11 protein-coding genes are annotated in these 13,992 nt (G+C 40.9%); 1 reads left to right on the forward strand and 10 read right to left on the reverse strand.

All coding sequences use genetic code 11. The features are described 5' to 3' along the window. Nucleotides 1-7: 7 nt before the first annotated feature. Nucleotides 8-1,429: an Asp-tRNA(Asn)/Glu-tRNA(Gln) amidotransferase subunit GatB gene (gatB, locus tag BBW65_RS06220; RefSeq protein WP_066341127.1), complete on the forward strand. Its 1,422-nt coding sequence runs from the start codon at nucleotides 8-10 to the stop codon at nucleotides 1,427-1,429. 25 nt (nucleotides 1,430-1,454) lie between these two features. On the opposite strand, the gene BBW65_RS06225 is transcribed toward gatB, so the two are convergent. The 10 genes from BBW65_RS06225 to BBW65_RS06265 form a co-directional block, all read right to left on the reverse strand. Beyond that, entirely contained in the window at nucleotides 1,455-1,955 is a 501-nt protein-coding gene (locus BBW65_RS06225; protein ID WP_066341128.1) for a chemotaxis protein CheW, read from the reverse strand. A gap of 9 nt (nucleotides 1,956-1,964) precedes the next feature. After that, nucleotides 1,965-4,244 carry a hybrid sensor histidine kinase/response regulator gene (locus BBW65_RS06230; protein WP_066341130.1) on the reverse strand — a complete coding sequence of 760 codons (2,280 nt, stop codon included), beginning with the start codon at nucleotides 4,242-4,244 and terminating at the stop codon, nucleotides 1,965-1,967. Nucleotides 4,245-4,288: 44 nt separating this feature from the next. Continuing rightward, complete coding sequence (locus BBW65_RS06235) at nucleotides 4,289-5,017, reverse strand: metallophosphoesterase (RefSeq protein ID WP_066341132.1); 729 nt, start codon at nucleotides 5,015-5,017, stop codon at nucleotides 4,289-4,291. Beyond that, a complete protein-coding gene (argC, locus tag BBW65_RS06240) occupies nucleotides 5,007-6,017 on the reverse strand; it encodes an N-acetyl-gamma-glutamyl-phosphate reductase (protein WP_066341135.1) in 1,011 nt (336 codons plus the stop codon). Before argC ends, BBW65_RS06235 begins: the two co-directional genes overlap by 11 nt. Continuing rightward, nucleotides 6,014-7,342, reverse strand: a complete 1,329-nt coding sequence (gene glmU, locus BBW65_RS06245; protein ID WP_066341138.1) for a bifunctional UDP-N-acetylglucosamine diphosphorylase/glucosamine-1-phosphate N-acetyltransferase GlmU — start codon at nucleotides 7,340-7,342, stop codon at nucleotides 6,014-6,016. Before glmU ends, argC begins: the two co-directional genes overlap by 4 nt. Before the next feature lie 125 nt (nucleotides 7,343-7,467). Then, nucleotides 7,468-7,644, reverse strand: coding sequence for a hypothetical protein (locus BBW65_RS07905; RefSeq protein ID WP_199919410.1), 177 nt, complete (start codon nucleotides 7,642-7,644; stop codon nucleotides 7,468-7,470). Nucleotides 7,645-8,248: 604 nt separating this feature from the next. Next, entirely contained in the window at nucleotides 8,249-11,026 is a 2,778-nt protein-coding gene (gene ccsA / locus BBW65_RS06250) for a cytochrome c biogenesis protein CcsA (RefSeq protein WP_066341141.1), read from the reverse strand. Next, complete coding sequence (locus tag BBW65_RS06255; RefSeq protein ID WP_066341143.1) at nucleotides 11,023-11,622, reverse strand: thioredoxin fold domain-containing protein; 600 nt, start codon at nucleotides 11,620-11,622, stop codon at nucleotides 11,023-11,025. Before BBW65_RS06255 ends, ccsA begins: the two co-directional genes overlap by 4 nt. Beyond that, a complete protein-coding gene (gene hemH / locus BBW65_RS06260) occupies nucleotides 11,615-12,565 on the reverse strand; it encodes a ferrochelatase (protein ID WP_066341148.1) in 951 nt (316 codons plus the stop codon). The genes BBW65_RS06255 and hemH overlap by 8 nt, the downstream gene beginning before the upstream one ends. Before the next feature lie 48 nt (nucleotides 12,566-12,613). Then, nucleotides 12,614-13,924 carry an adenosylmethionine--8-amino-7-oxononanoate transaminase gene (locus BBW65_RS06265; protein ID WP_066341151.1) on the reverse strand — a complete coding sequence of 437 codons (1,311 nt, stop codon included), beginning with the start codon at nucleotides 13,922-13,924 and terminating at the stop codon, nucleotides 12,614-12,616. Nucleotides 13,925-13,992 lie beyond the last annotated feature (68 nt).

The following is a 13,992-nucleotide window of genomic DNA, read 5'->3' on the forward strand; positions in this document are numbered from 1 at the left end:
GAAAAAAATGAAATATGAAACGATTATCGGACTTGAGGTGCATGTCCAGCTTAATACCAAAACAAAGATTTTCTGTTCTTGTGCGACATCTTTTGGAGAAGAGCCAAATAGAAATGTGTGCCCCACTTGTTTGGGGTTGCCCGGTGCTTTGCCTGTGCTCAACAAAGAAGCAGTCAAAAAGGCTATTTCATTTGGTAAGGCAGTGGGTGCCACAATCAATCAGAGCTCTATCTTTGCGCGCAAAAATTATTTTTATCCAGATTTGCCAAAGGCTTATCAAATCAGTCAATTTGATCGACCGATTGTCGAAAATGGGCAAATCGAGATTGATATTGGTGGTGTGGCAAGGAAGATTGGTATCACTAGGGCACATTTGGAAGAAGATGCGGGTAAAAATATCCACGAAGGAGAGATTTCAAAAGTAGATCTCAATCGTGCCTGCACGCCGTTGCTTGAGATTGTGAGTGAGCCTGATATGCGTAGTGCTGATGAGGCAATCGCATATCTCAAAAAACTGCACTCTATTGTGAGGTTTATCAAGATTTCTGATGCAAATATGCAGGAGGGGAGCTTCCGCTGTGATGCCAATGTGTCGATTCGTCCAAAGGGGGATGACCAACTCTATACGAGAGTAGAAATCAAAAACCTCAATAGCTTCAAGTTTATTGCCAAAGCGATTGAGTATGAAGTGTCTAGGCAAATTGAGGCGTGGGAAGATGGCGTGTATGCAAAAGAAGTGGTGCAAGAGACAAGGCTTTTTGATACCGCTAAGGGCGTTACGCGTTCAATGAGAGGGAAAGAAGCGGCAGCAGATTATCGATATTTTTCTGATCCGGATTTGTTACCGGTTTTTATTAGCGATGAGTTGATGCGTGAGGGCAGTGAGATTGCAGAGCTTCCTGATGAAAAGAAAATGCGTTATATCAATGAGTTTGGGATCAAAGATTCTGATGCTGAAGTCTTGGTGAGTTCGCTAGAGCTTTGTGAGTATTTTGAAGAAATGTTGGAATATGGGGCAAATGTCAAGGGTGCTTTGACTTGGCTGACAACGGAACTTTTGGGGCAGTTGAAAGGGGAGAATAATCTCAAAAACTGCGGGATTTCTAGCAAAACTCTTGCGACTTTGGTGCTCCGCATTCAAGAATCACGCATTAGTGGCAAGAGTGCCAAAGATATTTTGGAAGCCTTGGTTGCAAACAAAGGTGGCGATGTCGATGCATTGATCGCAAGTATGGGGCTAGAACAGGTCAATGATGATGGAGCGATGATTGCAGTCATTGAAGAGATTATCAAAAACAATGCCGATAAAGTAGCAGAGTATAAATCCGGAAAAGACAAATTGTTTGGATTCTTTGTGGGACAGGTGATGAAAAATATCAAAGGTGCAAACCCTGTGCGAGTGAATGAACTACTTAAAGAGAGACTTTGATTCTCTCTTTTGAAATAGATTGGAGTTAAAACTCCTGCTTCATCAAGACATCGATTTTTAGAATCGTGATGAGCTTATCTTCTTGTTTTCCGATCCCATAGATGAGATAGTCCTCTTTGCTTTCTTGAGTGACGGTGTAGTCAATCTCGCTTTCTTTGATATGGATTGCTTCGGTGAGGCAGTCGATCACAAACCCAGCGATTTGATCTTGGTGGTTGATGACTAGAAATCGTGTGTCCGCATCAAAACGCTTTCTTTCTAGTCCAAATTTTTGTCGCAAATCAATCAAAGGCAAAACATTTCCGCGTAGATTGAAAACCCCCAAAACATATTCTGGAGTGCCCGGGACTCGTGTGTATTCGATAGGTTTAACAATCTCTCGGACATTAAGAATCGGCACTGCAAACTCTTCATCACCCACAATAAAACCAATCACTTGAAGTGTTTTTTCTAGCGTGGTTTGTGAGCTATCTTTGCTTGTCGTAATTTGTTGTTGAAAAATTTCTCTTAATTTATCATTATTCATCTTATGTCCTTATTTGTTTTCTAAATTTAAACTACGCTTTACAACTTTGATGAGATAATCTTTGGAGTAAGGTTTGGCAATGTATTCTGTCATCCCTGATTCTACCCCACACATTCGATCGCTTTTTTCACTTTTGCTAGTCACTGCAATGAGTGGTAATGATTTGAAGCGATTGTTTTTTCTGACTTCACTTGCAAAAGTATAGCCATCCATTTTTGGCATCTCAATATCCACTAGCACGGCATCGATTTTTCGTTTGCTTTCTTTGAGGATCTCAAGAGCTTCTACGCCGTTTTGTGCTTCAAGGATCTGCATTCCCAATTCCTTGAGGGCATTGATTGCAATGGCTCTATAAGTGGCACTATCATCGGTAACAAGGATCGTGTAATCGCTAGGTTGGCGACTTGCTGCTTCAAGTGCTTTTTCCTCGATGATTTTGTTGAGGCTGACTTTGATGTTTTTGCTCATCTCCATCATTGCAGCGACATCAACAATAAGGGTGATTTTCCCATCACCACGCACGGTGGCACCAGCAATTCCCTCAATATTTTTGAGATAATAGCCTAGTGACTTGATCACCACTTCTTCTTGTCCGATGAGATAATCCACAATCACACCAATTTTTTGCTCAGCTAGTCCAATCACGACAACATAGACTTCTTTGACACTTCCAAAATCGTTTTCAATATCAAAAATATCTGCCAAACGCACAAGAGGAAGCACTTCATCACGCAGCCTCAAGACACTTTTGCCATCCACGGTAAAGATTTCATCTTGAGAGATTCGGACGGTTTCAAGCACCGAAGAAAGAGGGATGGCGTAGTATTCTTCTTGCACACCAATAATCAAAGCTTGAATAATGGCTAGTGTTAGAGGAATCTTGAGCTTGAGGATTGTTCCAACGCCCATTTGGGATTCGATATCAATAATTCCATTGAGTTTTTCAATATTGGTTTTTACCACATCCATTCCAACACCACGCCCGGAGATATTGGTGATCGCTGCAGCTGTTGAGAAACCTGCTTTGAAAATCAGTGCAAATGCTTCTCTATCGCTCATTGTTGCGGCATCGCGATCTGTGATTAATCCTCTCTCCAAAGCTTTGGTTTTGAGGGCTTCGGGGTTTAGACCTTTGCCATCATCTTGGATCTCAATCACAATGTGGTTGCCTTCATTGTAGGCTTTGAGGTTGATTTTGCCCATTTCGCTTTTGCCTTGAGCGACCCTCTCGTGTGGCAACTCAATCCCGTGATCACAAGAGTTTCTGATGATATGCACCAAAGGATCGCCGATCTCTTCAACAATGGATTTATCAAGTTCTGTTTCTTCTCCACTCATCACAAGCTCGATATTTTTTCCAAGCTCCCTTGCAAGATCTCTTACCATTCGCGGAAACTTGTTGAATACCTTGACGATTGGAAGCATCCTTGTCTTCATCACAGCAAGTTGCAAATCTGTTGTAACCGTGGAGATTGAGCTTACAACTTGATTGAGTTCTTCGTTGAGACTATCGCCATTGTAGCGATCCCCAACTTCGCCGTGAATCCTCAGCAGTCTGTTTTTGCCAAGCACCAATTCCCCAATGAGATTCATAAGATGGTCTAGTCTTTTGACATCTACACGCACGGTTTGTTCGATACTGGTGGATGGCACTTTTTCTTCTTTGGCTGTTTTCTCGACTTTTGGTTGTGGTTTTGGAGGGGGTGTTTGAGCGGCTTTCTCCTTTTTTTCTTTGCGTTTTTTGCGATCTTCTTCTTGGCGGATTTTGAGCAAACGCTCAATTTCATCTTCAAGTTCTTGTGGAGAGAGATGAGAGTAGTCTTCATTTTCAAGAGATTTGGAGACTTCTTGACTTATTGCTTCTTGTGTTGATTCTTGATCTTGAGCTTCTGGGATTTCATCGCCATTGGAAATAGCTTCAAGTTTTTTGACATTGTCTGCTATTTGAATCCCTCTATCATCACTACCGCTTTCTTTGATTGCTTCTAGGAGGGCTTTCATCAAATCAATGGATTCCAAGATGACATCCATCACTTCGTGCGTGATAATCAAGTCGCCTTTTCGGGCTTTGTTTAAAACATCTTCCATATTGTGAGTAAGGTGAGTGAGTGTTTCAAAATTCAAAAATGAACTTGAGCCTTTGATTGTGTGAGCAACTCTAAAGATTCGATTGAGCAACTCCAAATCTTGAGGATTGTTCTCTAGTTCCACAAGATCTTGATCGAGCTGATCGATCATTTCAAAACTTTCGATTAAGAAGTCTTCCAATATTTCTTGCATTTCATCCATAACGCTCCGCCTTTAAATGAGAATGTGATATGTATATTATAAAATTATTTTAGAAGTTTTGAGATAGGATTCCCAGTTTGAGTGAAATAAAATGCTGGAAGTGCGATATAAAGGAGATTGGAGAGTTTGATTTTTTTGCCAATATGGAAATGCCCCTCGATGATCCCTGAGATTTTGTCTGATTGTTGCGATAATGTTTTTTGATAAGCCTTGATACGCCTTTCTGCAAAAACATAAAAGCGTTCATCGTGGTAATTGCGGATTTGTTTATTGGTGAGTTTTGATTCGATGTCAGAATAAAGTGTCCCATCTGTCAAAAAGTCCAAAAACCTATACAACAAAGTGCTTTTGCGTAAGAAAAATGTATAGCATTCGTATTGAGGACCAAGGAAAAGATCGCCGTGTGCCAAAAGATAATAGTGGTTTTGGAATGTCGCGAGTAGTGGCTGTTGGTGTCGAGGGATGAACAATGTGTTTTTGAGCAAGTCGCAAGATTTGAGATTGTTGAGACTGAAGTCGTGATTGCCTTCAAGCCATATAATTTCTACTCCACAAGCTTCTAAATCATTGAGAGCGTTTAGAAGGGTTGTATGACTCTCTACACTGCTTTTGACTGCACCGATCAACAATTGAGTAATGTCTCCCATCAAAATCAGTTGGCTTGGGGGAGAAGGAAGGAGGGATGCCAAAAAATCTATCAGTATCGTGGCATTGATGGGGTTGTAATGAGAATCCGCAACAAAGATTGCATCAGGCTTGAGTTCAAGGCACATAAGCAATCTTTGGGATTCCGCAATCGTGTGGAAGGTTAAACATCAAATTGGCATTATAGATCGCTTGGGAACTTGCTCCACGCAACAAATTATCAATCCCACTATTGATCCACAAATCCAAACCAGAGCGTTTGGCAAAAATATCGCAAAAGTGTGTGCCTGATACATTTTTGATCTCGACAGGCTGTGTGCGGATTCTCACAAATGGCTTATGAGCATAATGGGTTTGCAAAACTTCAAGCGGATCGATTTCTTGATGCAGGCGTGCATAAATGCTGACAAGCATTCCTCTTGTGACTGGACATAAATGTGGCACAAAATGAATGTTGAGTTTGCGTTGCCCAAAAAAAGAAAGCTTTTCTTCCATTTCGATTTGATGGCGATGTTGCAATGGAGAGTAGGCAAACAAATTTTCATTGATGGTGCAATAATGCGTGTTTGGAGTGGGTGTTTTCCCTGCCCCACTCACTCCACTTTTTGCATCTACAAAAACACTTTGCTCTGCAAGATATGGTGCAAATGGCAATAGGGCTAGAAGTGTTGCTGTGGGGTAGCATCCGGGATTGGCGATGAGCGTGGCATTTTTGATCAAATCCTCATTGTATTCTGGGAGACCATAAATGGCGTGAGATAGGTTTTTGGGATCTAGATGTTGCGTGTATGAACGCTCGTAATTTTCTAGACTGAGGCGATAGTCTGCTGAGAGATCGATCACCCTGACTTGAAACTCAAGGAGTTTTTGTGCAAACTCCATTGCACTTTTGTGGGGCAAAGCAAGGAAAACAAGCTCGCATTTACTTGCGATGTCTGAAGCCTCACTGATTTGCACCTCTTGCTCCAAGACATTGAGTAATGATGGATAAAGATGGCTTGCTTTGCTTTGCCCTTGAGTGTTTCCCAAAAAAACAACCTCAAAGTAAGGATGTGTGAGCAAAAGCTTGAGGAGTTCCAATCCCGTGTAGCCTCCAACGCCAATAATGCCGACAGGAATTTTTTTCATTGTTGTTCCTTTTTGGATTTGAAAAAGGCAAAAAAGCCATCTTTGATATTTTTTTGGGGATTCCTTGCAATCACCAAATCCCCACTTTGAGAATCTTTGCTCACAGTGCTTCCTGCAGCGATCAGTGTATGATCGGCAATGGTTACAGGGGCGATGAGTTGGCAATCAGAGCCGACAAAAACATTTTTCCCAATGTTGGTTTGATGTTTTTTCTTGCCATCATAATTGCAAGTGATCACGCCTGCTCCGATATTGCTCCCCTCCCCAATCACACAATCCCCCAAATAACTCAGATGCCCAGCCTTGACTGCGGTGAGTTTGGAGTTTTTGACTTCTACAAAATTGCCAATATGAGAATCTGTGATATGGCAATCTGGACGAATGCGCGCAAATGGTCCAATGCTGCTTTGCACGATTGTGCTGTTTTGGATGGAGCTATGAGCCAAAATATGAGAATGCTTGATCGTGGTGCGACCTAGCAATTGCACTCCCTGCTCGATCTCACACTCTCCTTCAAACTGCACATCATAATCAAGATAAATGCTATGGGGCAAATGCATTGTCACGCCTTTAAGCATTGCCTGATGGCGTAATTGAGCCAACAAAATTTCTTGAGCCTGTGTGAGCTGTGCTTTTGTGTTGATCCCACCAAACTCTGTTTCTTCTACGATGATTGGCGATATTTCAATCCCGTCTTTGGCGGCTAGTTTGATGATGTCTGGCAAATAGTATTCTTTTTGGGCGTTGTGGTTGTTGAGAAGCGGGAGGTATTGCTCAAGAATCTCTCGACTGAAGAGATAAACCCCTGAATTGATGGTTTTGATTTCTTTGATTTGTTGGGTGGCGTCTTTTTCTTCGACAATAGCACTGACTTTGTTGTCTTGGAGGATGATGCGACCATAGCCGTGAGGGTTGTGGGATCGAATCACGCCAAGTGTGATGGGTGATGGATGGAGGAATTGTTGCAATGAATGCGGGGTGATGAGAGGCATATCTGCATTGAGAATCAATAGATATGGATATTTTGTGTGGAGCAATTTTTGGTTTTGCAAAATCGCACCGCCCGTTCCGGGATAGTTTTGATAATCTTGGATGTGGAAGTGGATTTGGCTGTCGATGTGTGCGGCAAAAGTGCGTTGGCAATATTCTCGTATCAGTTCTTTTTGGTGATACAAAACGATATGAATGTCATCGCTGAGTTGCAATGCGTTTTGGATTGAAAAAAACAATAATTCTTTGCCACAGATTTTGTGTAATACTTTTGGTGTGGTGGAGCACATTCTGCTCCCACTGCCACCGGCAAGAATAATGATGGAGGGTTTCATCAAAGAATCCTTAAAGATTTTTTTGTGATTTTAGCATAATCTCAAAGATGGTATTTAAAGTGCAGAAGTTCATTGCTTTTGGTATTTTGCATTGCATCAAGTATTGTGAATCTGTTGTTTGGTTTTCAAGCTTGGCTTGGATTCTTGTTTTGGAGTTGGCTTGGCACAAGCACACTTTTGGGGGATTCTAGAATCTCTAGGATTTCCTTTTGGAGTTGCCTTGAGAAGTTATGTCCTTTGGTGATTTTTTGTTGCTGAAACTTGGCTTGAGTGAAGCACACTTCTTGGTTTCCAAATCCCACTTTGCTTTTTTCTATAAGGGGGACAAGGGGGTTTATTGCGAGGCACCCCCCTTATCCCCCTTAAAATCCCCCAAACCCCTGCCCGCTTTTTGTGTGTGACCCACATTGTTTTGACTTTGTTTTGATTCTTTGGTGTTTTAAAGTTTGATTTTTATATTCTTAGAATCTTGTTGCAATTTTTTAAAAACTCCAAAAAACATAAAACCCAACTACTTCAAAAAATCCATAGGAAACTGCTAACCAAACCAACCTTGTAGAACCAAAAAAGATTCCAAGTCAATGTAATGTTGAACGAGCCTTGCTAATGCAATGCTGGGGTTATGGGGGTTGTTAAGGGGGATAAGGGGAACGCTGCTATAAGTTCCCCTTGCCCCCCTTAAGAGAGATCCTAGGGGATTCTAGAATTGTATAAAGGGTGGTTTGCTCAAAGCAAGATTCAAAAAGAAAGCTCTAAGAGAATCTAGAATCATTCAAAGACACATTTCCTCAAAGCAACCTTAATAAAGAAAGAATTCAAGCACACAAAAATCACTAGCAAACAATATTTTAAAACGAGTTTTTGCCAAACTCGCTCTATCCCAAGTATTTGGGACAGACAAGCCCATTAGGGCAGTTTGGGAAATTGAAGTTGGCGTTTGAAAGAGGCAAGGAAAACGAGCAGAGTGATACCAGCCAAAAAGAAATAGACAAAAGTCGGAATCGGAATCGGATCACCCGCTGCATAGGAATGCATCCCTGATAAATAATAATTCACACCAAAATAAGTCATAAGAACGGACAAAAAGCCCACAACGCTCGAGCTTGCAAAAACAAAAGGCATATTTTTGAATCCCAAAAAACGCAAATGTAGAATAATGCCATACACTCCTATGGAGATAAGAGCCCAAGTCTCTTTTGGATCCCACCCCCAATAGCGTCCCCAAGATTCGTTTGCCCAAACTCCCCCAAGGAAATTCCCAATAGTGAGCAACAACAAACCTGCAATCATCGCCATTTCATTGATAGCGTGTAAGGACAAGATCGTGTTTTCTATGTTTTTGTAGCGTTTTGAGCGCAAAATAAATAACAAAAGCGTGATACACCCAAGAATGAAACAAAGCCCTAGGAAACCATAACTTGCTGTGATGATGGACACATGGATATTGAGCCAGTAAGATTTGAGCACAGGCACAAGGTTACCAATCTGTGGATCCATAAAACCAAGATCTGCGACAAACAGGCTGATCCCTGACATAAATGATGCAGCCGAAATCGCCAGATTTGATTTTCTAAAAAACAAAATTGCACTCATAGCAGACGCCCAAGAAATATAGAGCATCGACTCATAGGCATTGCTCCAAGGTGCGTGGTTGCTGATATACCAACGCAGGATCAAAGCTAGCGTGGTGATAGAGGTCAAAATAATGAGTGCGCTATAAAAAAAGAGCGTGAGTTTGGGGGGGATGCTTCGATCACGCAAGATATAAACAATCGTTGTCCCAAAAAGTATCAGTCCCAAGAGGATGAATGGAAGGGTGAGGTGATGAAAGAAATTGAACTCATTGAGGAAGATCTCATATTGAATTTTGGTATCGCTGATCATCAAATCTGATCCATATTCTTTTTGGTAATTTTTGATCTCTGCAATAGCCTCAAGTGCTTCATTCCATTGATTTTGGAAGACGCCTTTGCCAAAACCTTGAGCATATTTTTGGAGGATTGTGGCGATTTTGCGTGCTTCTTGTGTGTTGCCATTTTGCACTGCAGATTCTATGGCTTGAATGGGTTGTCTCCAAGTGTTTGAACCCATCGTATCAGGGAAGATTCTTAGAATCTCTCCGCTATAGATTGAAAAAGCGACATTAGCACGTTCGTCAATGTTTAAGACTTCTTTGTCAAACATATCACGCATTGAGGGTTTTTTGCGATTGGCTTCCTCGACATAGTTTTGGAGAACATAGGTGCCATCTTTGAACAAGTTGTCAAAAGAAATATAGCGTTCATCAGATGGGATCCCTAAAATGTTTTTGAGTTTTGGGTTTGAGATTTTGATCATTTTGAATTGCTGGAATTGGTGAGGGAACATCATCATCCCGATCAAGAGCTGGGTGTTGCTGAAGTTTTTGTAGTTATTGGTTTTGGTGATTTTGTGGATCGCGTCTGTTGCGAGGGTGCTGATGGGTTTGATGCGTCCTCCAAAGTCTTGCACAAGAACAGAATCAAAGGCTTGAGCAAAGCCTTGAGAACGACTTTGAATGTTTTGCAAAATCTCTTTTGTGCTGTATTGCTCTTGTGTTTCTTGTGCATTGAGACTAGTTTGTGGCACTAAGAACATCAGTGCGTAGAGCAAGATTGTGATCTGTTGTTTTTGCAAGAAGTTTGCAAGTTGTCTGAAGCGACCATTTGGACTAAAAATCAAAGCAATACCTCCAAGAATCAACAAAAAATATCCCAAGTATGTGAAATTTTTGCCGGGATCTTTATTGACAGACAAAATACTCCCCTTTTCATCTTGATCATAAGAGGATTGATAAAAGCGATAGCCTCCATAGTCCAAGACATTGTTCATAAAGATACGGAAAGGAAAAGATGAGGCGTTTGGCATAATGTGCGTTTGTGTGCCTGTGCTTGTTTTGTCAAGCACCAAAACATCTGATGCGTATGAAGATGGGCTATGTGATCCAGGGTAGCGATCTAGGGTAAAACGCGTAAGAGCGATTGCAAATGGAAGAACGATGGGTTTGGTTCCCCAAGAGATTTCAAATGTCGTATCTCCGATCAATAGGCTTTGGAGCCGTCCTTGTATCCCGATCCCTCCGATGAGCTCTAATTCACTCTGTGTGTTTTCATATTGAAGTCGAAGTTTGAGGATGGCACTCGGATCTTTTTTGTCAAGACTTCTTTTGGTGACGCTCAAAACTTGAAGTTTGAGTGGTTGGTGGAAGAGTGTTGCTTGGGTTTCAAGTGTTTGCCCATTGACCAAATTGGCGAGAAGGGAGATTTGCTCTGTTTGCCCTTGCTTTTGTGCATTGATATTGAGATAGGAATCACTTGAACTGAAAAAATCTGTCGCCATACCTTCGCGAAGGTGCATACTTCCTTCAATGCCATAATATCTTGTGATCCCTGCACCAAGAATGATAAAAATAAAAGCTGAATGGAAGAGAATACTCGCGTATTTGCGACGCTTCCAAGGTTTGGAGACCAAAAACACTCCTATGAGAACAACAAGTAGATAAAGATGTAAAAAATCAAACCACCAAGTGTTGTAGATCAGTGCTCTTGCCGTCGGAGTGCCATAATCGTTTTCGATGAAAGTCGCAACAGCACAAGCCGTGATATAGACCATAACAAGTGGGATTGCAGCCCACATTGACGCAAAACATAGTTTCAGAAATTTCATTGTGCTTCCTTTAGTTTTTTGGATAATTCTTGAAAGGCTGCGTTGCTATTGACTGCATTTTTGTATTGACCATTTGAAACAAATTGCAGAGTGACACGCATTTGTGATGGTGTTAAATAGCCAGGATAAGTTAAAATAGTTTTTCCAGAAGAATCCAAAAAGATTGTTGTGGGCGTAACTAGTATTTGATATTTACGCACCAAACCAGCAGTATCAATCTCTGAAATCTGTCCATTGAAATCAAAAGTATGCGTTTTGCTATAGCTGAAATTGATATAGTAGGATTTAAAATCTTTCTGCAATATTTCCTGAATTTTCATATTTTCTTTAATATCATCTTTGAGGTAATCACACCATTGACAATTATTCTTGCCAAAAATAAGCATCACAAATTTGCCATCAGAAGAGATTTTGCTAGTATCTCCAAAGAGATGTTCCAATCCTGCATAAGAGAGTTGATCGAGATTTTGACTTTTTTCTAATTCTGCTTGTGAGATTTTTGAACCAGAGGAAAAAGCATTGTTGTCGATTTTGTCATCTTTGCAACCCAGCAATACTAGAATGCACAAAAAAATAAGACTGATTTGTTTAGTCATGTTGTCCTCCTTGTGTGAGATTGATAATCAGCTTTGCAAACAGATCATTGTCGTTGAAACACGGACAGAGCAAAAAGTCATTGCCTCCACTTTGAGCAAAAATCTGACGCAATTCTATCGCTAATTCATAAAGTGTCTCTGAGTTATCGATGGTGAAGGTAAGTGGATAGATGATCACATTTTGATTTTTGAGTTTTTTGATTGTGTTTTTTGTGGAGGGTTCTAGCCACTTCATAGGTCCCATTTTGGATTGGTAGGAGAGTTTGATTTCTTTGAAAACAATGCCTTGAAGTGCGAGGTGATTTTGCAGTGCTTGGCAAGTCTGCTCACATTCGTGTTGGTAAGGATCTCCTGCGTCAATGATAGATTGTGGTAGCCCGTGGGCTGATAGGAGCAAGGTGTAGTCCTGTGGATTTTTGTCTGAGAGTGTGTGGAGGATCTGTTGGGTGATTGCTTGGATGAATAGAGGGTGTTTGTAATAGCGATCGATGATTTGGATTGTTGGGGTGTATTGTTTTTGTTGGCATTGGGTTTGAAAATCTTGAAGTGAGGAGAGTGTGGTGGTAGTGGAGTATTGTGGATACATACTAAAGAGTGTGACTGAAGTGATTTCTTGAGAGATGAGCTCATCGATCACCATACTTGAATAAGGGGGCGTATAACGCATTGCGTAAGTGTAGAAGGTATTTGTATCTAGAGATTTGAGTTTTTGGGTGAGTGCAAAAGTGTGCCGTGCTATTGGTGATCCGCCGCCAATGGCTTGATAGTTCTTTTTGGCTTCTACTAATCTTTTGTTGGCAATGAAGTTGCCTACGATTTTTCTAAGGAAATTGTTTTTGATTTGCAAAATATGTGGATCTGAAAATAGGTTTTTTAAAAATATTTCCACTTCGAAAAGATTACTTGCTCCACCCATATTGAGCAACACAACAGCTTTTTTGATTGAGAATCCTTGGTTTAGAAATCAGATAAAAGGTGCAATTATATATTACTAAATATAACCCTTTTGTTTATTTTCCAAAATTGACAACACAGAGCAAATGCCCTCATAGACTTGGATAATTTCCTCTTGCGTGATGATGTAGGGGGGCATAAAATAAATGGTGTTGCCCAAAGGTCTCAAAATCAATCCGTGCTGAAGTGCTAGAGAATAAAACACAAATCCTGCACGCGGTATGTCCAAATCAAGCTCAAACGCAAAAACCATCCCCAAAGAGCGGAAATTGGAGACACACGCAAAGCATTGCAATTGTCCAAAAAGCTCTGTGATGAACAAATGTTTTTTGGCATTGTTCTGCAAGATTTGTTCAGATTCGAAAATATCAAGTGTGGCATTTGCACAAGCGATAGCAAGGGCGTTTCCTGTGTAGCTATGTGAGTGCAAAAAAGCTTTGTATTCTTCATAGGGGGCATAAAAGTTTTGGAAGACTTCATTGTTGGTCACAACAACAGATAGAGGCAAATAACCCGCGGTGATGCCTTTGCTAAGGCATAAAAAATCAGGAGTGATGTTGCATTGCTCAAAGGCAAACATTGTGCCAGTGCGTCCAAACCCTACAGCAATTTCATCAAAAATAATATCAATCCCATATTGTTTGCAGAGCTTGCAAGCTTGTTGTAAGTATTCTTTGGGATAGAAGTGCATTCCTCCTGCACACTGAATGAGTGGCTCAAGGATAAAGGCACAGATCTGATGTCCTTTTTCTTTTAGAATATTTTCAAGCTTTTCAAGAGCCTCTTGTGTGCTTGTCATCTGCGATGGGATGGGCGTGTTGAGGGATTGGAGCAAGAGCGGTTTGTAGATCTGCTGATACAAAGGGATATTGCTAAGACTCAATGCCCCAATCGTTTCTCCGTGATAGGAGTTTTCAAGTGTGAGGAAAATAGGGCGTTGATTGTTTAGGATTTGATGTCGATGGAAGCTCATTTTTAGAGCCACTTCTACTGCACTTGAGCCATTATCTGCATAAAAGCATTTGTCAAATCCTTGCCCTAGAAGCTCAATGAGGCGTTTGGAATAAGAGATGATCCCTTTGTGTGAAAATCCTGCTAGAAGCGTGTGTTCAAGCTCTTGAGCTTGTTCTGCAAGTTTGGCATTGATGTATGGGTGAGAATGTCCAAATAGATTGACCCACCAACTACTGATGCAGTCAATATAGGCTTTTTGGTTGAAGTCATACAGATAGACCCCTTTGCCACTTGCGATTGGGATAGGAGGGAGCTGTTCGTGATCTTTGTGCTGTGTGCAGGGGTGCCAAATGTAGTTCAAATCTTGAATCTGTGCAGAGAGATTGTTGAGCATTGGAGAATTCCTTTATAGAAGTTTTTAAGATTTATTGAAGTATAATTTTAACAATTTAAAACTTCAAA

This window comes from Helicobacter enhydrae, from assembly GCF_001693335.1.
In the GTDB taxonomy this organism is placed as follows: domain Bacteria; phylum Campylobacterota; class Campylobacteria; order Campylobacterales; family Helicobacteraceae; genus Helicobacter_G; species Helicobacter_G enhydrae.